The organism is Rhodoferax ferrireducens (genome assembly GCF_003347515.1).
In the GTDB taxonomy this organism is placed as follows: domain Bacteria; phylum Pseudomonadota; class Gammaproteobacteria; order Burkholderiales; family Burkholderiaceae_C; genus Rhodoferax.
Genome location: NZ_QEII01000318.1, coordinates 17,684 through 41,250, shown reverse-complemented (window position 1 = coordinate 41,250; position 23,567 = coordinate 17,684). Strand labels below are relative to the sequence as shown.

Genomic DNA, 23,567 nt, shown 5'->3' with positions numbered 1-23,567 from the left:
TGGAAACAACGAGTTCCAATGAAATTTTTAACTATTGCATGCCTGTCCTGCCTGGCTTTACTGGCAGGCTGCGCCACCGGCGTAAGCACCCCATCAGACCCGAACGCCGCCGTCAATCCAGCCGGGTCGACCACCACATCCGGGATATTTTCCGCAAACTCGCGCAAACCCGTCACCCCGGGCGGCGCTTTACAAGCCATCACACCGACACAAGCAGCCTCACTGGGCGTTGCCCAATTGGCGCCACCCGCCAATCTGTGGGAGCGCATGCGGCTCGGGTTTGCCATGCCCGATCTGGAAAATGATCTTGTACACGACCGCGAGCAGTGGTACAGCGCTCGGCCGGATTACATCCTTCGCATGACCGAGCGCTCCAACAAGTACCTGTTTCACATTGTTGAGGAACTGGAGCGGCGCAACATGCCGACCGAGCTGGCGCTGCTGCCTTTCGTCGAGAGCGCCTTCAACCCGCAGGCCGTCTCCAGCGCCAAGGCCGCCGGCATGTGGCAATTCATGCCGGCCACCGGCAAACATTTTGAACTCAAGCAAAACGTCTTCCGCGATGACCGGCGGGATGTGCTGGCCTCGACCCGCGCGGCGCTGGATTACCTGCAAAAACTCTATGGCATGTTTGGCGATTGGCATCTGGCGCTGGCCGCCTACAACTGGGGCGAAGGCAGCGTGGGCCGGGCCATCGCCAAGAACAAGCGTGCTGGCTTGGGCACCGCTTACACCGATCTCAACATGCCCATGGAAACCCGTTTTTATGTGCCCAAGCTGCAGGCCATGAAAAACATCGTGGCCAATCCGGCCGCGTTCGATTCCAGTCTGCCCCTGATCGAAAACCATCCTTACTTCCAGACGGTCGATATCACGCGCGACATTGATGTGGCACTGGCGGCCAAGCTGGCCGAGATTCCGCTGGCCGACTTCAAGGCACTCAATCCGTCGATCAGTCGCCCCGTCATCTTTGCGGCTGGCATACCCCAAATATTGCTACCCTGGGACAACGCAGCCGTCTTTCAAAGCAATCTCGAAGCCTACGGCGGTGGCCGTCTGGCCAGCTGGACGGTCTGGCTGGCGCCCACGACCATGAAAGCAGCCGATGCCGCCAAGCGCGTGGGCATGAATGAGGATGAGTTGCGCAGTGTCAACAACATCCCGGCGCGTATGTTGATCAAGGCGGGGTCCAGCCTGCTGGTGACGCGCGCCAAACACCTTGAAACCGATGTGACAGAACATGTGGCCGACAACGGTCAGGTGTCCTTCGCACCCGATGTCATCCTGAAACGAACCGTGCTCAAAGCCGGTAAAAAAGACTCGGTGGCCAGCCTCGCCAAACGCTACCGGATCAGCCCCGCCAGCGTCGCGGACTGGAACAAGGTCAGCGCCTCCTCCGCCTTCAAGGTCGGGCAGCAGATCGTGCTGTTCCTGCCCATGCAGACCCGAGCGTTGGTTCAAGGCAGGGGTAACGGCACGCGCAAAGCCAGCCCCCAGCAAGCCCGGCGCAAAGTGGCCAAGGCAACACGGGTTGCCAAACACTGAACGCGACGGGAGCGGCTTCAGGCTTTGAAGCGTTCCTTGGCCTTCTTGGCAAACTCGTTGGTATAGGTTTTTGAAAGCTCGATTTTGTCGACTTTGATCGTCGGATCGAAACTGGCCAGCACCTTGGCCGCGGTGCGCGGGCCCTCCTCGGCGAACATGCCATCAGGAGAGATCGCCTCACGTACCTTGTTGAACGCAGCCAGGTACAAAGCCCGGTCCCCCAGCAAGTAGGATTCGGGGACGGTCTTGATGATGTCGCCCGGGCCTGCCGTCTGCAACCACTTCAGGCTGTGCGCAATGGCATGGGTGAGGGCCTGTACAGTCTTGGGGTTCTTCTGGATGAACTCGACGGGCGCGTACAGGCAACCCGCTGGCATGGGACCGCCAAAGACATCCGACGCCCCTTTGAGAGTACGCGTATCGGCAATGATGCGGATATCGCCCTTTTGCTCCAGCATGGTCATGACCGGGTCGACATTGCTCATGGCGTCAATCTGACCGGATCGAAAAGCCGTCAAGGCACCTGCAACAGTGCCTACCTCAACAAAGCTGACATCACCGGCCTTGAGACCGGCACGCGACAGGATCAGATTGGCCATCATGTTGGTTGACGAGCCAGGCGCCGATATGCCGATCTTCCTGCCCCGGAGGTCGGCCACCGTCTTGTAATGGGGCATGGTTTTGGGCGATACACCCATGGAAATGGCCGGCGCGCGGCCCTGCAGCACAAAAGCCTGGAATTTATGTCCCTTGGACTGCAGGTCGATGGTGTGCTCAAAGGCACCCGACACCACATCTGCCAAGCCGCCCACGACGGCCTGCATGGCGCGCGAGCCACCCGAAAAATCAGTGATCTCAACGTCCAGGCCTTCAGCCTTGAAATAACCCAGCTGTTCGGCGATGGTCAGCGGCAGGTAATAAAAGGCCGCCTTGCCGCCCACGGCGATGGAAATTCGGGTTTTCTCCGGCTGCGGCTGCGCCCACAGGGCGGGCACGACCACAGACGCTGCCGACAATGCCGTGACAGCAGCAAAGGTGCGACGATTAAGCCTGATGTTGTCCATGATTCTTTCTCTGCGTTTGACCAGCCTTGAGCTTAGTCGGGCAGATGGAAAACCGCATCGGGAACATCCCGCGCGGGTTTGTACTTAGTTCAGCGCCGGTCCACCAGTGCGTGTGCGATGGTGCCCAGGTCCACATACTCCAGCTCGCTGCCCACCGGCACGCCACGCGCCAAGCGGGTCAGACGCAGTCCCCGGGCCTTGAGACCCTCGCTGATGACATGGGCTGTGGCTTCGCCTTCGGCCGTGAAATTGGTGGCCAGAATCACTTCCTGCACGATGCCGTCGCAGGCCCGGTCAAACAGCTTTTTGAGGCCGATGTCGTTGGGGCCGATGCCGTCCAGCGGGCTGAGCTTGCCCATTAACACAAAATACAGGCCCTTGTAGGCCCCGGTTCGCTCGATGGCCGACTGGTCGGCCGGCGTCTCCACCACGCACAGCTTGGAGGCGTCCCGCCGCGGGTCGAGACAGGTGGCGCACACCTCCGCCTGCGTGAACGTATGGCAGCGCTCGCAATGGCGCACGCTATCGGTCGCCACTTGCAAGGCCCGCGACAGCGCCAGCGCACCCGGCCGGTCATGCTGCAGCAGGTGAAACGCCATGCGCTGCGCCGACTTCACGCCCACCCCCGGCAAACGGCGCAGCGCCTGGATCAGCACGTCAAGTGAGTTGAGATCAGCCACGCAGGATCAGAAGGGGAACTTCATGCCGCCGGGCAGGCCTGGCATGCCGGCCGTGAGCTTGCCCATCTTCTCGGCCGAGGTTTCTTCGGCTTTGCGCACGGCGGCATTGAAAGCAGCAGCCACCAGATCTTCCAGCATGTCTTTGTCTTCCGCCAGCAAGCTGGGGTCGATGGTGACGCGGCGCACGTCGTGCTTGCAGGTCATGGTGACTTTGACCAGGCCGGCGCCGGACTCACCGGAGACTTCGACGTTGCCCAGTTCGTCCTGGGCTTTCTTCATGTTTTCCTGCATCGCCTGGGCTTGTTTCATGAGGCCGGCGAGTTGTCCTTTATTGAACATGGTTATTCCTTGGTTTGGGTTTAAATAGAAATGTTTGAACTGAGAGCGCCTTCGTCATTGCGAGCGCAGCGTGGCAATCCAGGGGGCATGGATTGCCACGCTGCGCTCGCAATGACGAAAATCAACAATGCCTTAGCCGGGTTTGATGCTGCCAGGTACGATTTTCGCTCCAAAATCACGCATCATGGTTTGCACGAACGGATCGTCAAAAATGATTTTTTCGGCCGCCAGCTGAAGCTCCTCTGCCGCAACGGTATTGCGCCGGGCCGGACAGTCCGTGACGCGGCCGATCTCCACCACCAGGCGCACATCGTGGCCAGCGGCCTGCAAGGCCGTGGTCAAGCGCTCACGGGTGCCGGACTGGTTTAGCGATGCACTCTCCACCCGCAAAATCCACTGATCGGTATCACGCGCCACCAATTGCGACTGCAGCGCCAGCACGCGCACCAGGGCGGTGATGGCGTCTGCCGCAATCAACTGCTGCACCGTGCGGTACCAGAAGTCACCCTCTTCCGTAGGCACCAACACCGTTGCCGCGGCCTGGCCCGCCGCCGACTCAACGCGTGAATCGGCCTGTACGCGCACCGGAATTGCTACTATATTAGTAGCTTCTTGCGCAGTATCTACAGGGGCTAGAGGCTTATTTGATTCAATAGAACGAAGAGGTGGCGCGGTCATCGACATGCTGACGACGGGAACCTGCTGACCCGATGGCCGTGTGGGCGTTGGCGCTTCGTTTGCTGCATTTTTTATAGCAACTTGTGCAGGTGGTACGGGGGCTGGAGGCCGATTTGGCTCGTCCTCCCACGGTTGAACGCGCGCCGGGCTGGATGCGGGTGCGGATGGAGCCGCAGCAGGCGCCATGGCTGGCATCGGCGTGGTGGTAGCAGCGGCGGTAGGCGCTACCGGAGCCACTGGCGCAACCACGGCGGGCGCCGGGGCAACAGGCGCAGGTATCGCTGATGTTGCGACTGGCTTTTCGACAGGTGCTGGGGGTGCCGACGCAGGCAAGGCTTGCAACGCGGGGGCGACTACCGCCTGCCGCGTCTCAATCAGAGTTTTTTTTTCCGCTCGTACCTGATGGCCAGCTTGGGGCTTGAATGCCAGCAATCGCAGCAATACCATGGTCAGCGCCGCGTATTCGTCTGGGGCCAGGCCCAGTTCGCCGCGTCCGTGCAGGCAAATGCTGTAGAGCAACTGGGTTTCGTCGGCCGGCATCAGATCAGCCAGGCGAGCCATATCCGCCGCTTCCGGGTCCGTCTCATCGGCTTCGGCAGCGGCAGTCGGCACGGCCTGCAATACGGCCATGCGTTGCAGCACCGAACTCATTTCTTCCAGCGTGGAGGCGGCACTCAATCCGTTCAGACGCAAGGCCTCGGAGGTTTCGACCACGGTCTTGCCATCACCCAGGGCCAGGGCTTCCAGCAGGCGAAATACATAGGAGCGGTCCACGCTGCCCAGCATCTGGCGCACCGTGGCCTCCGTCAGCTGGCCGGCGCCGAAGGCAATGGCTTGATCGGAGAGACTCAGGGCATCGCGCATGGAGCCGCGCGCCGCACGGGCCAGCAAGCGCAGCGCCTGCAGATCGGCCGACACGTTCTCGGTCTGCAGGACTTTTTGCAGATGCTCGCGAATGGTCTCGGGCGCCATGGGCCGTAGATTGAACTGCAGACAGCGCGACAGCACGGTAACCGGCACTTTTTGCGGGTCGGTCGTGGCCAGCACAAATTTCAGGTACTCGGGCGGCTCTTCCAGCGTCTTCAACATGGCGTTGAAGGCCGTGTTGGTGAGCATGTGCACCTCATCGATCATGAAGACCTTGAAGCGACCCTGCACCGGCTTGTAAACCGCCTGCTCCAGCAGGGCCTGCACCTCGTCCACACCCCGGTTGGACGCGGCATCGAGCTCGGTGTAGTCAACAAAGCGGCCGGAATCAATGTCGGTACAGGCCTGGCAGACGCCGCACGGCGTGGCGGTGATGCCGCCTTGCCCGTCCGGCCCTTGGCAATTGAGCGATTTGGCCAGAATGCGCGACACCGTGGTCTTGCCGACACCGCGCGTGCCGGTGAACAGATAGGCATGGTGTAAACGTTGCGTGGTGAGCGCGTTGCTCAGCGCCTGCACCACATGGTCCTGCCCCACCATTTCAGTGAAGTTGCGGGGGCGGTACTTACGGGCGAGCACGAGATAGGACATGGGTCAATTCTAAGGTGTGGGGCTGGGGCTTATTTCCTGCACGAGCGCCTCAAGTGCGATGCCGATCTCCGCCACTGCAGGCGCATCACGCCCGGTTACCAGGGTGAATCCGTGCGTCCGGCAATAAAGCTCGCAAAGCATTTATAATTCAGCTTGACGGGCCTTCCCGCATGGTGGAGCGGCCAACCGGGTCAGATGGGGAACCAAGCAGCCCTAACTGCAAAGCCAGTGCCGGGGTCAAGGTCCGTCAACCTCATTCTTTCAACGGCTATTATCTTGATAGCTGCCTGCGCTGGCCCATCAAGGGCTAGCGGCCTAAAACCCCTCAAAATACCCCAACCACCTATCGGAACACCGCACCGTAAGTGACCGGCCGCATCTTGACCGCGGAAACCCTGTTGGCCAGCGGGTGGGCGGGGTTGACCAGTGCCACCAATTCTTCCGGAACAATCACCGACGGAACGCACAGCACCAGACTGCTCTGGCGAGCCAGCCACTGCGACCCGATCTCCACACTGGTAAACCCCGCCGGGATGGCCGCCCAGCCCACCGGGAGTTCCTCAGCTGTCATTTGCTGGCGTTGCGCCCACAGCTCGTCGGGTATCTCGATGGCGACCAGAAACCGGTTCATGGGCAAACCCAGGGCGTGGATATGCGCCGCCGTCTCCAGCATGGCCAAGGCGACTGTCGGCGCGGCATAGATCACGGGCTGGCCAGGACCGTTCCACCGGCCGGGACTCTTGGCCGCCCCCTTGCCACTAAGGTCTAGGGCGGTGAACTCGCGCGTTTCGGTGGCAATGCGCCACAACCTCACAGATAGGCTCCGCTCTCCATCGCACCCAGCAGTTGATGCACCATTTGCGTGCCGGTCTCGGTGTCCAAAAGATCCGAGGGGCGCAGGCCGTTGAGGGCCGGCTGGGCTTGCTCCAACCACTGGCCAAGCCACAGTGCGGTATCAAAGTCTTCGGCCTTGTCGCTGGTGCTGTTGTCCACGATGCGTTGCGCTTGGGCGAGCAGCTTCACCATCTTGATGGTGGCCAATCCCTCACGGCCTGTGAGGGCGGCTTTGGACTTGATTTTGCTGGCCAGGGTGGAACGCGGGAACTTGAAAATCTCGCCCATGCGCGCGGAAGACAAGCCCATTTCAGCGCGCAGATCGTTGAACAGACGGGCGGATACGCCTTGGCGCTCCAGCTCCACCAGCGTGAGTGGCGAGGCGCGGGAAACGGAATCGGTAAAGGTCTTGATCGCCCCCTTGCCGGGGTGGTAGACCAGAGGCGTGTCACCCAAATAGGCCTCGGCGCCCTTCGTGGATCTGCGCTGTGGCGTGCGACGGGTAAGGGTTTCAGTGCTGGACGCTAAGGTGGACATGGTGCGGCTCCTGGAGAATGTCTTAATCTAGACTAATGTTAGTCTTATTTTAGACAATCAGCAGAATGCAATGAATAACACCCCTTGATCACTATTATTTAAATAGCTTCCTGCGCACTATCCACGGGGGCTACAGCCCTATTTACCTCCAAGGTACGCCAGAGCCCCCTCACCCGCCCGTTTGCCGCTGGCAAAGCAAGCCGTCAGCAAATACCCGCCCGTCGGCGCTTCCCAATCCAGCATCTCGCCGGCGCAAAACACGCCGGGCAATTGTTCCAGCATCAGGTTGGGGTCGATGGCTTCAAACAACACACCGCCAGCGGTGCTGATGGCTTCGTCGAGAGGCCGGGCGGCCATCAGCGTGATGGGCAGGGCCTTGATGGCGGCGGCGAGCTGGGCCGGGTCGTTCATCTGCTCTTTGCTCAGTAACTCATGCAGGATGGCGGCTTTGATGCCTTCGATGTTCAGGCGGCTTTTCAGGTGGCTGGAGAGCGAACGGGAGCCGCGCGGGTGGCGCACTTCGGCCAGCACCTTTTCTGCCGACATATCAGGCAGTAAATCAAGAGAGAAGCTGGCGTGACCCTGACGGATGATGTCGTCGCGCAAGAGGCTGGAGGCGGCGTAAATCAGGCTGCCCTCGACGCCCGTTTCGGTGGCGACGAATTCGCCCTTGCGCTGAAAACTCATGCCTTGCGAGGTGGTGAAATGAATCGCCACAGACTTGAAGGGCTGACCGGCAAAACGGCTGGAGAAATGTTCGCTCCAGCCCCTTGGCACCACGGGGCTTTGGCCTATCAGTTCTTTCAAAAATTCACGACGGGTTTCACCCTGCATGGCGGGATGCCCAGCAGCCTGCTGCGCTTCACGGGCCTGACTTGCGGCCACATCAAAGCCGCAGTTGGCAGGCAACAGCGGCGCGACCGCCACGCCCCGCGCTTGCAGCCACGGCACCCAGGCGCCGTTGCTGCCCAGTCGCGCCCAACTGCCGCCGCCCAATGCCAGCACCACGGCGTCGGCTTGCACTTGCACCGGGCCTTGCGGGGTGTCGAAATTCAAATGGGTGCCCTCCGCGCTGTCGGCGCTCCAGCCGGTCCAGCGATGGCGCATGTGAAACTGCACGCCCGGTCCCGCCGCCGGATGGCGCAGGCGGGACAACCAGGCGCGCAGCAAAGGCGCGGCCTTCATGTCCGCCGGAAACACGCGGCCCGAGGTACCGACAAAAGTGTCCACCCCCAATCCCTTGGCCCATTCCCGCACTTGTGTGCCGTCAAAACCCTGCAGCAAGGCCGCGATCTGGGTACGCCGGGCGCCAAAACGCGAGGCAAAAATATCCACCGGTTCCGAGTGCGTCAGATTCAACCCGCCCTTGCCCGCCAGCAAGAACTTGCGCCCCACCGAGGGCATGGCGTCATACACATGGACCTCCACACCGGAGCGGGACAACACATCAGCGGCCATCAGGCCAGCCGGCCCGCCACCGACCACAATCACTTTTTTCATCGAATCTCTATTCCATTGTTAATTGAAGCGTCATCTGCAAGCGCACGCGTCGCTGTCGCGCCTCGCCATGACAGAAGCAACCGCCTGGATTGCCGCGCTGCGCTCGCAATGACGAATTGGACCACGACACTCATCATGGCGAATTTGGCTGCGCTGGCAACGGCGAATTTATGCAGGGGTGCCCATCATTTCTATCAAAGCCCCTTGCGGCGTCAAAAACGCCGCCCTGACCACGTCATCCGGATAAATGGCTTGCACCGCAGCCTGGTAGCCGCGCAGTTGCGCCACCAGCTCCGGCTGGTTTTGTGGCGATTGGGCCGATTTGTAATCCAGCACCCACCAGTGGCCTGCCTGTGCGCCGTCCTTGCGCTGCACCAGGCGGTCCAGGCGCAGCAGTTCGCCCTGGTACATCAGCTCGACTTCGTTGCCCTGCCAGTCCAGCACCGCCTTGTCCCACGCCCAGGCGCCCTCGCCCTGCAAAATGCGCCCGGCCATGGCCGCCGCCTGGACACCCTGCTCGGGCGTCAGCTCAAACTCGCGGGCCGCTGCGGCCGTGTTGTTGCCTGATGCATCGCCCCATTCCAGCAGGCGGTGCATGGCTTTGCCGATGCGGGCGGAGGGGGAATCCGCGTCTTCCTCGGTGCCGCCGGGCAGAGTGTCAGTCGAATCAGCCCGGGGCGTGGCCGACGCTGAAATCGCTTCAGTTTTTATAGCGGATTGCGCATGTTCCACGGGGGCTAGCGGCAGTTCTTTCAAATAAAACACGTCTTGAGACGCCGGCGCGCTGCTAATGGCTGGCGCAGCCTGCCCGGACAGTGTGATCGGTGTCGCCAGATCGGCGAGGCGCAGCCACCAGCTGCGTTCGGCGGCGCGGTAGGGCTCGATGCTGGAAATGGCCAACGTGTGCCGGGCCCGGGTCAGGGCCACATACAAGGCGTTGAGTTCCTCACGCAGACGCTCCACCCGTTCGGCCTCCAGCGTGGGCACGGCACAGGTTGGAGGATGGCTTTCGCTGGCCAGAAAGACAAACCGGTTCGGCCACTCGGCCTCGCCCGGCCAGTCCACCAGCACACCCATGGTGTCGGCGTTGCGCTCCGGTGTGTCGGTGTCCAGCAAGAGCACGGCCTTCGCCTCCAGGCCCTTGGCGCCGTGGATGGTGAGCAGGCGCACGGCATGCGGGTTGACCGCCGCCGGCGCCAGCACGCCACCGGCTTTGAGGGCGCGCACAAACGCATAAGGCGTGGTGAAACGCCCGCCACCGAGTTGCAGCGACACGCCCAGCAAGGCGCTCAGGTTCGCCAGCACGGCATCGCGCTGGTTCGCCGGCACTGCGGCCGCAAAGCGCGCCAGCACGTCGCCGTGGGTGTAGATGGCCTGCAGGGCGTCGTGCGGCGGCAGTTCGTCGAGCCAGCCTTTCCATTGAGTCAAAGTGGCCGCTAGCCCACGTCCGTCCTGCGCAAGTAGCTCTGTTTTTTGTAGTAACTCAAACCAGGGTTGGTTCGCTTCGCGTTGTGCCAGCGCAAGTTGCACCAGTGATTCGTCCGGCAAACTGAACAAGGGCGACTTGAGCACCCGCGCCAGCGACAGGTCGTGCTGGGGCGAGACCAGCACATCGAGCAGGGCGACAATGTCCTGCACTTCGCAGCAATCGATGAGCTCGGTTTTTTCGCCAATCTGGGCGGCGATGTGCAGCTTGCGCAACTCGTCCTGCAAGGGCATCAGGCCGGCGCGCTTGCGCGACAGCACCATGACGTCCGAGGGCTGCAAACCGGTGCCGACCCCCGCGCTGCCACCTTGAGGCATGCCTTCGGCATCGACCCTGGTCAACTGTTGCGTGATCCAACGGGCCGCCTGGCGCGCTTCCAGCGTGCGCAGGGTTTCCTCGGGGATTTCGCGCGGGGTGCTGAGGCTGTCGCGCCATGCGCCTTCGCCCGAACCCTCTTCCCCGCCGGCACCAGCCGGGCCTGCCGACCTCGGGATGGGCGGCAGTTGGCACACCAGACCGGCTTCGGTCGAACTGGTGGTGTGAGGGCGGAAGCCGTCGTAACCGTCGGCCTCGGCCGCCTCACCCATGGCGGCATTCACGGCCGCAATGACGCCGGTGGCGTTGCGCCGGGTGTGGTCACAACTCAGCAAATCACCACCCAGGCCATCGCGCACGAAGGCTTTGGCCGCCTTGAACACCTGGGGTTCGGCCCGGCGAAAGCGGTAAATGCTTTGCTTGGGGTCACCCACGATGAACACGCTGGGCGCCGTGGCACCGGCACCGCCGCTCGACCCGCCGCCCGCGCCGGCGTAGCCGCTAAGCCACGAGCGCAGTGCCTGCCACTGCAGCGGGTTGGTGTCCTGGAATTCGTCAATCAGCAGGTGTTTGACGCGCGCATCCAGGCGCTCCTGCACCCAGCCCGAGAGTACGGGGTCGCTCAGCATCACCAGGGCGGCGCGCTCCACGTCATTCATGTCGACCCAGCCCTGCTCGCGCTTGAGCTTGGAGAATTCCTTGAGCAGTAGCCGGCTGAGCCGCGCCATGCGTTGCTGGTAAGTCCAGGCCGCGTGTTGCGCCCGGGCGTCCACCACGCGCAACACCAGGTCTTGCGCCTCGCGCACCGACTCAATGCCGGCAATCTTTTCGCCAAACTTGCGCGGCGTGCCGGTGGCGGTCAGCAAGGCGGCGAAGGCGGCGGAGATATCGCCCGCCGTCAGGGCCATCTCAAGCTCGACCCCTTTGGCTGAGAAGGTTTTGGCGCTGGCGCCGCCCAGGGCTTTGGCTGCGTCCAGCAGGGTTTGCCAGCGCTGCGGCTCGGCGCGCAGAAAGTCATCCGGCTCGGCCAGCCAGGCAAAGTCGGGGAACTGGTCGCAGAAGTGGGTGACGGATTGGTCCACCACGCCCTGGGCATCGGCCAGGGCGAACTCGGTGCGCTTGTCCAGCGCAGTCTGCAGGGCTTTTTCAGTCTGCGAGCGGCCATGCTCGAACACCACCGCCTCGAAATCGGCCTTGAGGCCCGCGTTCAGTTCACCCTCCGCCACCAGCGCCGCATAAAAGCGCCGCCACACCAGCGCCTTGGCCGGTGCGTCGTCTTCCAGCAACTCGTAGTTGGCCGGCAACTCCATCGCCTGCAGCGTGGCCAGCGGCGCCGTGCGCAGCAAGGCGGCAAACCAGCTGTGAAAGGTACGGACCTGCACCTGACGCCCACTGGCGAGAATTTTTTGATACAGATTTGATAGCTGCTCAGGCAGGACAGACGGGGGCTGGAGGTCGTTTTTAATCAAAACACCACGATCCCGCAGTTCTTTGGTCAGAGTCTCATGGTCGGCAGTCGCAAAGTCAGACAGCCATTTGTACAGGCGCTCGCGCATCTCGCTGGCCGCGCGTTTGGTGAAGGTGATGGCCAGAATTTCGTGCGGCTGCACCTTGAGCTTGCCCGTTTGCGCGTCCACGCCATCGAGCAAGGCGCGCACGATGCGCGACACCAGCATCCAGGTTTTACCGGCGCCGGCGCAGGCTTCCACCGCGACGCTGCGACGCGGGTCGCAGGCTATTTTGTAAAAGGCTTCAGCACTGACGAGTTGGCCGTTGTGTTCGTAAGCGGCTTGCAGTTCCATCACGTCGTTTCCCAGAAATCTTTGCGGCACAGGCCGCGCGCCGCGCAAAAATCGCAGGCCTTGCCCTCGCCCAGGGCCGGCATCGGTGCGCCCGCCGCAATGCGGGCCATGTCATGGGCAATGCCCTCCAGCAATTGATCACGTAAGCCCACGATGTCCGGTTGCGAGAAGCTTTTGGTGGCGTCTTTTTCGCCCACATTCACGTAGGCCGCGGCCAGCGTATCGTCCGTCAGCAGGGCCGCGTAAAACGCGAGCTGGGTGTCCTCCAGCGACTCCTTGATGCGCTGCGCCGTGGTGTTGCGATTTTCGGTTTTGTAGTCCATCACCATCGGGCTGCCGTCCGCCAGCCGATCGATTCGGTCGATCTTGCCGATCAAGGTCAAGTGACCCAGCGGGGTTTCTTTCCAGGCCTCGGCTTCACTGAACATGGCGCCACCGGCCTCATGCCCGGCCAGCCATTCCAGGTAGCCCTCGCGCACGCGCGGCCAGGCAGCAGCGAAGGGCAGGAATTCGCTCTTCGACAAACCCAGCTCGACTGTGGCCTGTTCGGCCGCTACATTAATCATAGCTATTCGCGCAATCAGTTCGGGGGCTGGCGCCTCGTGCAATGCTTCATGAAAGAGTTTGAGCACGCTGTGCAGCCAGTTGCCGAAATCGCGCTTGCCGAGTTCCGTGTCCAGCTCGTCCGACTCCTGCAGCTTGAGCTGGCGTAGCGCAAAAAAGCGATACGGGCAGCGGCGCAGGTCTTCGTAGGCCGTGCTGGAGAGCCGGGTCAGTGGTAGCGCATCGCCGTGCGGCTGGGGCATGAAACCGGGCTGTGGCGTCACGGCCCGCAGCACGCTGGGGTCGGCGGCCAGCTCGGGGGCCTGCTGCAGCTGCAGCTCTTGCACAAAACCGCTGGCCATCAGGTGCTCGCCGCCTTCGCTCAGGCGCCACAGCACGTCGACATGCGGAAACTGCAGGGCGTAATGCCAGGAAGCGCGCGTCGCTTCAGCCAGTTGCTCGCGCGAAGGCAGGCCGAGCAGCACGCGCTGGGCGGGCGTCCACTGGCCGGGCGGCTCGGGCGACACCGGCAATCGAACCTCATCACAGCCGGGCAGCACCACCGCCGCCAGCGGCCGGCCCAGCAACTGGCTTAAGGGGAGAATCACGACCTGCGTTTGCGCAGGGTGCACGGGCGAAAAGCTGGCCGCCTCCAGTGTCTGGCTGACCCACGACGTGAACTCGCTCAGGCTCATGCGCGCCGGTACATCGGCAAACTCCAGTTCAGCGCCTTCGCGCAGCCGCAGCGCGTCCAACATCGCCATGCCGGCAGGGTCGCGCAACAAGCCCGGCCATTGCCCCGCGCTTTGCAGAGTGCCGCGCAAATCCGCCAGCCAGCGCGCCAGCGGCCGCCCGGATTGCAGGCCGTCGCGCAGGGCTTTCACCTGCAGCGCGACCGTGTCGCCCGTGGGCACCGAACGCCAGTCGCGCGCACCCAGGCGGCGCCAACTCGTCTCGGCCTGGGCCAGAGCGTCTTGATCAAAAGCCGGCGCATTTTTGAGCCAGTCCAGCACCGCGTCGGTTGCGGCGTCCCAGACCAGCGCGCGCAGCAGGCTCATCAGCGACGCGGCGGCGCGGCTTGTGGACAGCTTCCAGCCGGTCTCATCGCGCAAAGCCACGCCGCGCTCTCCCAGCATGGCGCGTACCCGACGCGTCAACACCCGGTCCTGCGCGACCAGGGCGACCGGACTGCGACCGGCTGCCAGATGCACCAGCACACAGGCGGCAGCACGATGCGCCTCGTCTTCGGCGTCGCGCGCGGCATGCAAGGAGACGCGGCCGGGCGCACCTTCCAGATCCACATCCAGCGGCAGGGCCATCGCCCGCTCACCCAGGCGCTGCTGCAAGGCCTGCGTCATGGGTTCGCCCTGAAAACCTTCCAGCACCACCAGCAAGTCCGGCGTCGCCGAAAAAACCGGATCGGTCGGGTAACTCGAACTTGCGGCCCACGCCAGCGCGATCCGCGCCGTCGCAGCTTCCAGGGCCAACACCGGGGAATCCATGCCGGTGATCAGCGTGGCGCCCAGGTCCGCACCCCACTGCGCACGCGCCGCCGGTGGCACAGCAGCGGCAATCCGGGCCAGGCTCCAGGTGGCTTCCATCAAGCGAGCGGCCAACACGTTTTGATGCGCGGCCAGCCCGGTGCGCGCCAGCATGGAGGCGGCTGTCAGCACGTCCCGCGCGGCGTCCAGGCGCACATCGTCCCCGCCCGGCTCGAAACCGCCCAGGCTGCGGGTCCAGTTCATGGTGGTTTCGAAACGTGGCAGAAAATGCGCTTGCCCCGTCCCCGGGGCAAGGGAACGGTCAAGCCCCCGCGACCAGGCACTGCGGGCTTCCTGTATCAGCTGGGCATACGGCACCAGCACCACGACACGCGAAGGATGCACCTTGCGTTGTGCGATCTCGGCACGGAGCTGGCCCATGACACGGTCCCACGCCCTGTCGGCATGATGTTTTATTGCTATTTCAGCCATAGCAAAAGGCCGATCGGTGGAGGGGCTTGGTTTCTGTCACAATTTCCCCACTTTACCTGTACCGACTATTCTTCTAGGAAAATCCATGGCCAGCGAACTTATCAAACATGTGTCCGACGCGTCTTTCGAAGTCGATGTTCTGCAATCCGCCCAGCCCGTGCTGGTGGACTATTGGGCTGAGTGGTGCGGTCCCTGCAAGATGATCGCGCCCATTCTGGATGAAGTGTCCACCGCTTACGAAGGCAAGTTGCAGGTTGCCAAAATGAACGTGGACGAAAACCGTGACATCCCGGCCAAATTCGGCATTCGCGGCATCCCCACGCTGATGTTGTTCAAGGACGGCCAGCTGGCCGCCACCAAGGTCGGCGCCATGAGCAAAGCCCAGATGACCGCCTTTATCGATCAGCAATTGGCCTGATGGCCTGCGGCCTACCGGGCTTAACCCGGTAGCCACGCCACCCTGTCGCGTCGGGGTGGACGCGGGGCCAAGCCCCAATTGGTATTTTTTCAATTTTTCCTGTCATAATCACTTCAGTTCGCTGACTCCCATCCCGAGTTGGTTCGAGTTCCAGGTTTAAAACCTTGAGGTTGCGGCTACCTACCCGCCTCACCCCCAAACCTCCCCCCGTATTTCGTTCAACACCCATTTGGGCCATTCCATGCACTTAAACGAACTCAAGGCACTGCACGTGTCGGAAGTCCTCAAGCAAGCTGAAGAGCTTGAGATTGAAAACACCGGCCGCATGCGCAAGCAGGAGCTGATGTTCGCCATCATCAAAAAGCGCGCCCGCACCGGCGAGCAAATCATCGCTGACGGCGTGCTGGAAATTTTGCCCGATGGTTTTGGCTTTCTGCGCAGCCCCGACACCAGCTATACCGCCAGCACCGACGACATCTACATCAGCCCCAGCCAGGTGCGCCGCTTCAATCTGCACACCGGCGACATGATTGAAGGCGAAGTGCGCACCCCTAAAGATGGCGAGCGTTACTTTGCACTGAACAAGCTGGACAAGGTCAACGGCGGCGGGCCGGAGGACAACAAGCACAAGGTGATGTTTGAGAATCTGACGCCCCTGTTCCCCAACGTGCAGATGCGCCTGGAACGCGATAACAACAAGTCTGAAGAGAACATCACCGCGCGCGTGATCGACATCATTGCGCCGATCGGCAAAGGCCAGCGTGCGCTGCTCGTCGCCCCGCCCAAGAGCGGCAAGACCGTGATGATGCAGCACATCGCTCATGCGATCAGTGCCAACTACCCTGACATCCACATGATGGTGTTGCTGGTGGACGAGCGGCCGGAAGAAGTGACCGAGATGCAACGCACCGTGAAGGGCGAAGTGATTGCCTCCACGTTTGACGAACCCGCCGCCCGTCACGTCCATGTGGCCGAGATGGTGATTGAGCGGGCCAAGCGCCTGGTTGAGCTGAAAAAAGACGTGGTGATTCTGCTGGACTCCATCACCCGCCTGGCACGGGCCTACAACAATGTTGTGCCTTCTTCCGGCAAAGTTCTGACCGGCGGCGTGGACTCGAACGCCCTGCAACGTCCCAAGCGCTTCCTGGGTGCAGCCCGCAACGTCGAAGAAGGCGGCTCGTTGACCATCATCGCCACCGCGTTGGTCGACACCGGTAGTCGCATGGATGAAGTGATTTTCGAAGAGTTCAAAGGCACCGGCAACTCTGAAATTCACCTGGACCGTCGCCTGTACGAAAAACGCGTGTTTCCGTCGATCCAACTCAACCGCAGCGGCACCCGCCGTGAAGAGTTGTTGCTGGCCCCTGAAATCCTGCAAAAAACCCGCATCCTGCGCCAGTTTCTGTACAACATGGACGAGATCGAATCCATGGAGATGGTGCTCAAGCAAATGCGCGCCACCAAGACCAACAGCGAGTTCTTTGACATGATGCGCCGGGGCGGTTGAACTGGCCCCCACGCTTGCCACTTTGTGTGCTGCGCTGCCCCCCGAGGGGTCTGCCTCGCTTGGGGCGGCCCGGCACAGCGGCTAAGCTATAATTTACGGTTTTACACGACAAGTACGACGGGCTTTGAATTGTGCAATGGTTTGCTCAAGGGCCTGACGCGGCTAGCGCAACTGATGGAGAAGATATGAAAGAAGGCATTCACCCCAATTACCGCGAAATTTGCTTCCAGGACCTGTCCAATGGCTTCAAATTCGTGACCCGCTCTTGTGCAAACACCAAAGAGATGATCAAGATGGAAGACGGCCGCGAACTGCCGTTGTACAAACTGGACACGTCCAGCGAATCACATCCTTTCTACACAGGCACACAAAAATCCGTGGACAACATGGGTGGCCGCGTGGAGCGCTTCCGCAATCGCTTCGGCAAGGCGAAGGCAGCAGAAGTTGCAGCACCAGCAGCAGCCGAATAAACCGACAAAACGCTTCTTGTCTAAAAGGCAGCCCGGGTTACCGCGCTGCCTTTTTTCTTTGATTTAGCATTGCGACCAGCCTCACTACTCATCTTCGGCATCTCCGCGTGAATCAACCGACCCCCGCCATCGTTGCCCAAGGTGCCGTGCGCCGCCTGCCACGCGTCGCACTGCTGCTTTTCTGTATCGCCTACGTGCTGCCAGGCTTCCTGGGTCGCGTGCCCTGGAAAAGCGCCGACATGACGGCCTTTGGCTACATGGCAGAACTCGCTCGCGGTGCCACACAATGGTTTTCACCGCAAATCATGGGCTTCCCGCCCGAAGGTGACGCCTTGCTTCCCTATTGGTTAGGCGCCTGGGCCATGCAGCTGGCACCCGCGTGGATCGCGCCGGATTTTGCAGCGCGCATCCCTTATGTCTTGCTGCTGACTTTGACGCTATTTGCCGTCTGGTACGGCACCTATTACCTGGCGCGCAGCCCCGAGGCCCAACCCGTGGCATTTGCTTTCGGTGGGGAGGCGCTGCCGCCTGACTATGCGCGAGCCATGGCAGACGGAGGCTTGCTGGCCTTTATTGCCTGTCTGGGCCTGGCCCAGCTGTCACACGAAACCACGCCGGCCTTGGCCCAGCTGTGTTTTACGGCTCTGTCTTTCTATGCGTTCGCGGTCCTGCCTTACAAATCGGCAGCACCCGCCTTCTGCGGCGTGCTCGGACTGACGGGACTGGCCCTGTCGGGCGCCCCGACCCTGGCTGTCCTGTTCGGCACGGGCAGTGCCATGATTCACCTGCTGGACCGTTCCTCTGAGCCAGACGCCATGCGCCGCAAGGCTTTAGAGGCTGGGGGCATTGCGCTCCTGACTCTCCTTGTGGCCTTGCTTTCGGCGTGGCTGAATTTGTGGCGCTGGCGCATTGAGTTGCCCGAGGCCAGTTGGACGGAATGGCAAAGCCTGGGGCGCTTGCTGCTGTGGTTCACCTGGCCGGCCTGGCCACTGGTGCTGTGGACCTTGTGGCGCTGGCGTCACCAATTGATTCGCGGCGGTGCGCCCAGCCGCCATCTGGCGCTGCCCTTGTGGTTCGCCGGCATCTCCGTAGCTGCCACGCTGACGACCGCGTCCGCCGACCGCTCCTTGTTGCTAGCTCTGCCCGCACTGGCGACCCTTGCGGCGTTTGCCCTGCCCACGCTGGGGCGAAGCGTTGCCGCACTGATCGATTGGTTCACGCTGATATTCTTCTCGGGTTGCGCTTTTACCATCTGGGTCATCTGGATTGCCATGCAGACCGGGGTACCAAGGCAACCCGCAGCCAACGTCGCACGGTTGGCCCCGGGATTTGAGCCCAGTTTTTCTTTTGCTCCGTTTTTAATAGCCATTGCCGCAACATTGGCATGGGCCTGGCTCGTGAAATGGCGTGTAGGTCGGCACCGCGCCGCAATCTGGAAAAGCCTGGTTTTACCGGCAGGTGGAGCGGCCTTGTGCTGGTTGCTGCTCATGACCTTGTGGCTGCCATTGCTTGATTTCGCCCGAAGCTATGCGCCGCTGGTCCGGCGCACGATGGTCATCATGCAGCATCAACCACGCTGCGTCGAGGCGCTTGGCCTGAGTCGTGGCCAGATCGCCGCCTTTCAATTCCATGGTCGCTTGGTGATACGGCCCATGGACTCCAATAACAATTGCCCGTGGCTGATTGTGGACAAGGATGCGTTGACAATGCTGCGCGCAGGGATTGACCCGTCGCAGTGGACTTTTCACAGCTCCATGCGCCACCCCTCCGATCGGAATGAGGACTTGCTGGTCTACAAACGTACGGCCCCGCCTGGGTCGTAATTCGTGCGCCGGACCGATCGTCAATTTGCGGGCAAGGGGACGCGCTGTAGGGAATAGTGAGAGATGAGTGCTGCGCGCCCATAATGCCCACATGTCCAAGCTACTCGTCCGCCCTACCGCACCCTCCGACATTGATGCCCTCCTGAAACTGCAGGCGCACGTCTATCCGACGATCGCGCCCTGGAAGCGTGATCAGTTGGTACATCAACTGGAGGTTTTTCCAGAGGGGCAACTCGTCGCCGTATTGAGCGGGCGGCTCGTAGGATGCGCAAGCTCACTGGTTGTTTTGTGGGATGAGTGGGCAGACGAACACACCTGGAAGCAGATCACTGCCGCAGGCACGTTCAATACGCACAACCCGGCAGGGTTCACCCTTTATGGCGCCGAGGTTTTTGTCGACCCTCGGTTGCGTGGCAAACGTTTGGGGCACGCCCTTTACGAAGGTCGGCGGAAAATTTGCAAACAGCTGAATTTACGCCGCATCATTGCCTGCGGAAGGCTGCCGGGCTATCACGCCTTCTCAAAGCAGATGTCTGTGGAGCTGTATGCAAAAAAAATACTGTGGGGTGATCTCGTTGACCCGGTACTCAGTTTTCAGCTGCGGGAGGGCTTTCGTTACTGCGGAATCATGGAGGACTACTTGCCTGAAGACCGCGAGTCTTGCGGCCACGCGTCGCTGATTGCCTGGATCAACCCGGACTATGACCCGACACAGAGTACCGCCTTGCAGCGCCCTGCCCATGTCTTACCTGAACCCACGCCATGAACGCCACCAACCTCGCCTCGGAGCCGGCGCACAAGCCCAAACAGACCACGGTGCGCATTGCTGCTGTGCAGTACCTGCTACGCGCCATCAATGACTGGGAAGGTTTCGAAAACCAGGTCCGCTTCGTGATGAAGGCGTCCGGAGAGTACAAGCCCCAGTTTGTGATGTTTCCGGAAATCTTCACAACGCAGTTGCTGTCATTCATGGACACCAGCGACCTGGGGCGCGCCGTGCGCAGCATGCACGATTACACGGCGCGCTATGTCGCGCTGTTTCGCGAACTCGCGGCGCATTGGAATGTGCACATTATTGGTGGCAGTCACCCCACCATCACTGATGGGAAATTGCTGAATACCGCCTACCTTTTCACGCCAGAGGGTGGCGTATTTACCCAGGACAAAATTCACCTGACCCGCTGGGAAAAGGAAAAGTGGAAAGGAGATCCTGGCCATCACCTGAGGGTGTTTGACACGCCGTATGGCCGTATCAGCATCCTGATCTGCTATGACATCGAGTTTCCAGAGTTATCGCGCATGGTGTGCGAACAAGGCGCCGACATCATTTTCGTCCCCTCATGTACCGATGACCGACAGGGTTTCTGGCGGGTGCGCTACTGCTGCCATGCCCGGGCCATCGAGAATCAAGTCTACGTCGCCGTCACCGGAACCGTGGGCAATCTTGCAGTTGAAGGACTGGGCCTGCATTTTGGACAAGCAGCAATCATCACGCCATCTGATTTCCCATTTGCGCGCGATGGCATCGCGGCCGAAGGAGTGATGAACATGGAGCAGATCGTCATAGCGGATGTCGATCTGGGTAAGCTCGTGAGCAACCGTGTCAATGGCACCACCATTCCCCTGTACGACAAGCGGATCGACGTCTATGACAACTCCGTTGAAATAGTCTCTACCCGTTGACAGCAATCCCGGCGGCTTGGCGAGACGATGGGCTCTCAGATCGCACGCGGCTGGCCGGAAAGATGACGGTGAATACAGAGCCCTTACCCGGTGTGCTCTCAATTTTCAGCTCAGCACCATGGCGCTGTGACACATGCTTGACGATGGCCAAGCCAAGCCCGGTGCCACCGCTGTCGCGCGAACGACTGCGATCAACCCGGTAGAAACGCTCCGTCAAGCGGGGGATATGTTCGGGGGCAATACCGGGACCCGTGTCCGACACCGAAAACTCGGCCCGGGCGTCGGGCAACAAAAGTGCCCGCACATGAATTTCACCTCCAGATGGCGTGTAGCGAATGGCATTGTTCACCAAATTACTCATGGCGCTGAGCAATTCAATGGAGGAGCCGGCTATTTCCCCGTCCAGCAAGCAACTGAATTCAAGCTTATGCAAACGATCCGATGAGGGGTGCAACACCGCGGACAAGGCACGTCCGTCCTGCTCAAGCTGGCGCATAAGCGCCGGTATGGACACCCAATCCAAGGCACCGGGTAGCGGACTGCCCTCCAGGCGCGACAGCGTCAGCAGATCGCTGACGAGCGTCTGCATGCGGTCTGCCTGCTGCGCCATCAAAGCCAAATAGCGCTCGCGCTCCTGATCAGTCAAGGGCAAGGTCTGCAGGGTCTCCACAAATCCGCCCAACACCGTCAATGGTGTACGAATTTCGTGGGAGACATTGGCAACAAAATCACGGCGCATGGCTTCTGCCTGCTCCAGGGCGGTGACATCGTGCGATAACAACAGTAGCCGCCCCTCACCATAGGGGTGAAGATGGACCGACAGCTTGACCGGCCTGGCGGGCGTGCTCTCCCGGCCTGGCATAACGAGTTCACTCAGGTAATCGTGACTTGAAAAATAAGCTGCAAAACCGGGGTCCCGAACCAGATTGCCAAAATGCTGAAGCATGTCTCGCTGAGCATCGAAGCCGAAATGTGCGGCAGCCATCTGGTTGAACCACTCAATCCGACCCTCTGAATCCAGCAAAACCACGCCATTCGGGGAAGCCTGAAGCGCTGCAAGAAAGTCCTGCAGGCGATTTTGGCTGTCGCGCGTCAACTGTTCCCTGGCCCGAATCAGACGCCTTGCACGATCAGAGATTTCGCCCCACAAGCCTGTGCGCATTGCCACATCGGACGCGTCACCCACACGCAACCAGCGCAACAAGCGCACACCGCGGGACAAGTCAATCAGAAACCAGCCCACCCCACCCAGCACAACTCCAGCAACAACACCCACCAGTGCACTGGTCGTGACGTAGATGTATGACGCTGCGTACCAACCCGCGAATCCTCCGACAAGCTGGAGCGCAACAAAAGAAACAAATCGCAAAAACATGGTCAGGTCAGTGCTGCCGACAATTGGCAGCGCGCTTTTTTTCGCGAGTCAAGCGTTGGCCTGCGAAGACGAGGCCTGCATGGATTGAGCCGATAGGCGATAGCCCGCCCCGCGCACCGTTTCTATCATTTGCCCCGCACCGCTGCCCAAGGCCTCCCTTAGTCTTTTGACATGTACGTCAACTGTGCGCTCTTCAATGAATACATGATCTCCCCAAACCTTGTCCAGCAATTGCGAACGGCTGTGAACGCGCTCGGCATGATTCATCAGGTAATGAAGCAACTTGAACTCGGTGGGGCCTAGTTTCAACATCTGATCGTTGAACGACACACGGTAGGTTGACGCATCAAGCAACAAAGCACCGATAGCAACAACGCCACCCACTTGTTCGGGGGCTCGCCGCCGCAGGACGGCACGAACCCTGGCCAGCAGTTCTTTGGTCGAAAATGGTTTGGCGATGTAGTCGTCAGCGCCGGCGTCCAGACCCGCGACCCGATCCATCTCATCGCCGCGAGCAGTCAGCATGATGATGGGAACTTCTTTGGTGCGTGGGTTCGCACGCCAGCGCTTGGCCAGCACCAAACCACTCTCACCAGGCAGCATCCAGTCCAGCAGAATGACGTCCGGTAGCACCGCATCAAGCTCAAGCTGCGCTGACGCGCTGTCCATGGCCCACGTGGGCCGAAATCCATTGTGGCGCAGATTGACTGCGATGAGCTCCGCAATGGCCGGTTCATCTTCAACAATCAGGACGCCCGGTTGATGCCTCATTTCACCACCGATTCAATCTGTTCTATTGAGGTGTGGCGAACGTCGGCACCCTTGACCACATAGATGATGAACTCGGCGATGTTCTTGGCGTGGTCGCCAATTCGCTCAATGGCTTTCGCCAGAAAAAGCAAGTCGAGACTGGGCGAGATCATGCGCGGATCTTCCATCATGTACGTAATCAGCTTTCGGACAAAACCGTCGAACTCCTTGTCAATCAGATCATCTTCTTTCAGGATAGACACTGCCGCCGCCGTATCCAATCGCGCAAAGGCATCGAGCGCTTTTCGCAGCAAACCAGAGGCCATATCCGCCGAGACTCTCAACTCAAGGGATGGCAGCGAACGGGGTGAACCGCTCTGAATAATGGAACGCACCATGCGAGCGATCTTCTCGGCCTCGTCGCCCACACGTTCCAGATTGGCAGTCGTCTTGGAGATGGCAATCAACAAGCGAAGGTCTCGTGCCGTTGGCTGGCGACGCGCAATGATGCTGGACAGTTCACGGTCAATATCAACTTCCATCGCGTTCACGCGGGCTTCAGTTTCTGTGACCTGGTTTGCCACCTCAACGCTGAACTGTGACAAGGCATAAATTGCTTGGCGGATCTGTGACTCAACCAGTCCTCCGAGTTCCATGACCCGGTTTGACACCGCGTTGAGTTCGCTGTCGAACTGGGTAGAAAGATGTTTTTCAGGCATATCGTCTC

The 23,567-nt window shown here is 61.0% G+C and carries 19 protein-coding genes and 1 other RNA gene; 8 read left to right on the top strand and 12 right to left on the bottom strand.

The features are described from left to right. The first annotated feature begins 18 nt into the window (after positions 1-18). Positions 19-1,545, top strand: a complete 1,527-nt coding sequence (locus tag C5P05_RS28520) for a transglycosylase SLT domain-containing protein (protein WP_114973261.1) — start codon at positions 19-21, stop codon at positions 1,543-1,545. 17 nt (positions 1,546-1,562) lie between these two features. Here C5P05_RS28520 and C5P05_RS28515 read toward each other — a convergent pair whose 3' ends face one another. The 4 genes from C5P05_RS28515 to dnaX all read right to left on the bottom strand — a co-directional run bounded on the left by C5P05_RS28515 (position 1,563) and on the right by dnaX (position 5,824). Continuing rightward, positions 1,563-2,609 carry an ABC transporter substrate-binding protein gene (locus tag C5P05_RS28515; RefSeq protein WP_114973260.1) on the bottom strand — a complete coding sequence of 349 codons (1,047 nt, stop codon included), beginning with the start codon at positions 2,607-2,609 and terminating at the stop codon, positions 1,563-1,565. Between the two features lie 89 nt (positions 2,610-2,698). After that, positions 2,699-3,289: a recombination mediator RecR gene (gene recR / locus C5P05_RS28510; RefSeq protein ID WP_114973259.1), complete on the bottom strand. Its 591-nt coding sequence runs from the start codon at positions 3,287-3,289 to the stop codon at positions 2,699-2,701. Positions 3,290-3,295: 6 nt separating this feature from the next. Beyond that, complete coding sequence (locus C5P05_RS28505; RefSeq protein WP_114973258.1) at positions 3,296-3,628, bottom strand: YbaB/EbfC family nucleoid-associated protein; 333 nt, start codon at positions 3,626-3,628, stop codon at positions 3,296-3,298. Between the two features lie 132 nt (positions 3,629-3,760). Then, entirely contained in the window at positions 3,761-5,824 is a 2,064-nt protein-coding gene (gene dnaX, locus C5P05_RS28500; RefSeq protein ID WP_114973257.1) for a DNA polymerase III subunit gamma/tau, read from the bottom strand. A 155-nt stretch (positions 5,825-5,979) separates the two neighbouring features. Here dnaX and ffs point away from each other — a divergent pair. Continuing rightward, an RNA gene (gene ffs / locus C5P05_RS28495) (signal recognition particle sRNA small type) lies at positions 5,980-6,076 on the top strand. A gap of 91 nt (positions 6,077-6,167) precedes the next feature. On the opposite strand, the gene C5P05_RS28490 is transcribed toward ffs, so the two are convergent. From C5P05_RS28490 to C5P05_RS28470, 5 genes are all read right to left on the bottom strand, one after another. Next, positions 6,168-6,638, bottom strand: a complete 471-nt coding sequence (locus C5P05_RS28490) for an RES family NAD+ phosphorylase (protein WP_114973256.1) — start codon at positions 6,636-6,638, stop codon at positions 6,168-6,170. Continuing rightward, the gene (locus C5P05_RS28485) at positions 6,635-7,195 is read right to left on the bottom strand and encodes an antitoxin Xre/MbcA/ParS toxin-binding domain-containing protein (protein ID WP_114973255.1); all 561 of its coding nucleotides are present in this window, start codon (positions 7,193-7,195) and stop codon (positions 6,635-6,637) included. Before C5P05_RS28485 ends, C5P05_RS28490 begins: the two co-directional genes overlap by 4 nt. A 138-nt stretch (positions 7,196-7,333) precedes the next feature. Then, positions 7,334-8,695: a TIGR03862 family flavoprotein gene (locus C5P05_RS28480; protein WP_114973254.1), complete on the bottom strand. Its 1,362-nt coding sequence runs from the start codon at positions 8,693-8,695 to the stop codon at positions 7,334-7,336. Positions 8,696-8,863: 168 nt separating this feature from the next. After that, positions 8,864-12,298, bottom strand: coding sequence for a UvrD-helicase domain-containing protein (locus tag C5P05_RS28475; protein WP_114973253.1), 3,435 nt, complete (start codon positions 12,296-12,298; stop codon positions 8,864-8,866). After that, complete coding sequence (locus C5P05_RS28470; RefSeq protein ID WP_114973252.1) at positions 12,298-14,814, bottom strand: PD-(D/E)XK nuclease family protein; 2,517 nt, start codon at positions 14,812-14,814, stop codon at positions 12,298-12,300. The genes C5P05_RS28475 and C5P05_RS28470 overlap by 1 nt, the downstream gene beginning before the upstream one ends. 85 nt (positions 14,815-14,899) lie before the next feature. Here C5P05_RS28470 and trxA point away from each other — a divergent pair, with 85 nt between their 5' ends. From trxA to C5P05_RS28440, 6 genes are all read left to right on the top strand, one after another. Beyond that, positions 14,900-15,232, top strand: a complete 333-nt coding sequence (trxA, locus tag C5P05_RS28465) for a thioredoxin TrxA (RefSeq protein WP_114973251.1) — start codon at positions 14,900-14,902, stop codon at positions 15,230-15,232. 241 nt (positions 15,233-15,473) lie between these two features. Next, positions 15,474-16,739, top strand: a complete 1,266-nt coding sequence (gene rho / locus C5P05_RS28460; protein WP_114973250.1) for a transcription termination factor Rho — start codon at positions 15,474-15,476, stop codon at positions 16,737-16,739. A gap of 185 nt (positions 16,740-16,924) precedes the next feature. Further along, positions 16,925-17,209: a type B 50S ribosomal protein L31 gene (locus tag C5P05_RS28455; protein WP_114973249.1), complete on the top strand. Its 285-nt coding sequence runs from the start codon at positions 16,925-16,927 to the stop codon at positions 17,207-17,209. Positions 17,210-17,316: 107 nt separating this feature from the next. Then, positions 17,317-19,032 (top strand): hypothetical protein, encoded by a 1,716-nt coding sequence (locus C5P05_RS28450; RefSeq protein WP_114973248.1) that lies wholly within the window; start codon positions 17,317-17,319, stop codon positions 19,030-19,032. Between the two features lie 91 nt (positions 19,033-19,123). Next, positions 19,124-19,798 (top strand): GNAT family N-acetyltransferase, encoded by a 675-nt coding sequence (locus tag C5P05_RS28445; protein WP_114973247.1) that lies wholly within the window; start codon positions 19,124-19,126, stop codon positions 19,796-19,798. Then, positions 19,795-20,715, top strand: a complete 921-nt coding sequence (locus tag C5P05_RS28440; RefSeq protein ID WP_114973246.1) for a carbon-nitrogen hydrolase family protein — start codon at positions 19,795-19,797, stop codon at positions 20,713-20,715. The genes C5P05_RS28445 and C5P05_RS28440 overlap by 4 nt, the downstream gene beginning before the upstream one ends. On the opposite strand, the gene phoR is transcribed toward C5P05_RS28440, so the two are convergent. Genes phoR through phoU form a run of 3 tightly spaced genes read right to left on the bottom strand, consistent with a single transcriptional unit; the run spans position 20,705 to position 23,559 of the window. Then, complete coding sequence (gene phoR / locus C5P05_RS28435) at positions 20,705-22,090, bottom strand: phosphate regulon sensor histidine kinase PhoR (protein WP_114973245.1); 1,386 nt, start codon at positions 22,088-22,090, stop codon at positions 20,705-20,707. The genes C5P05_RS28440 and phoR overlap by 11 nt on opposite strands. A gap of 48 nt (positions 22,091-22,138) precedes the next feature. After that, the gene (phoB, locus tag C5P05_RS28430) at positions 22,139-22,861 is read right to left on the bottom strand and encodes a phosphate regulon transcriptional regulator PhoB (RefSeq protein ID WP_114973244.1); all 723 of its coding nucleotides are present in this window, start codon (positions 22,859-22,861) and stop codon (positions 22,139-22,141) included. Continuing rightward, complete coding sequence (phoU, locus tag C5P05_RS28425; protein ID WP_114973243.1) at positions 22,858-23,559, bottom strand: phosphate signaling complex protein PhoU; 702 nt, start codon at positions 23,557-23,559, stop codon at positions 22,858-22,860. Before phoU ends, phoB begins: the two co-directional genes overlap by 4 nt. Positions 23,560-23,567: the final 8 nt, after the last annotated feature.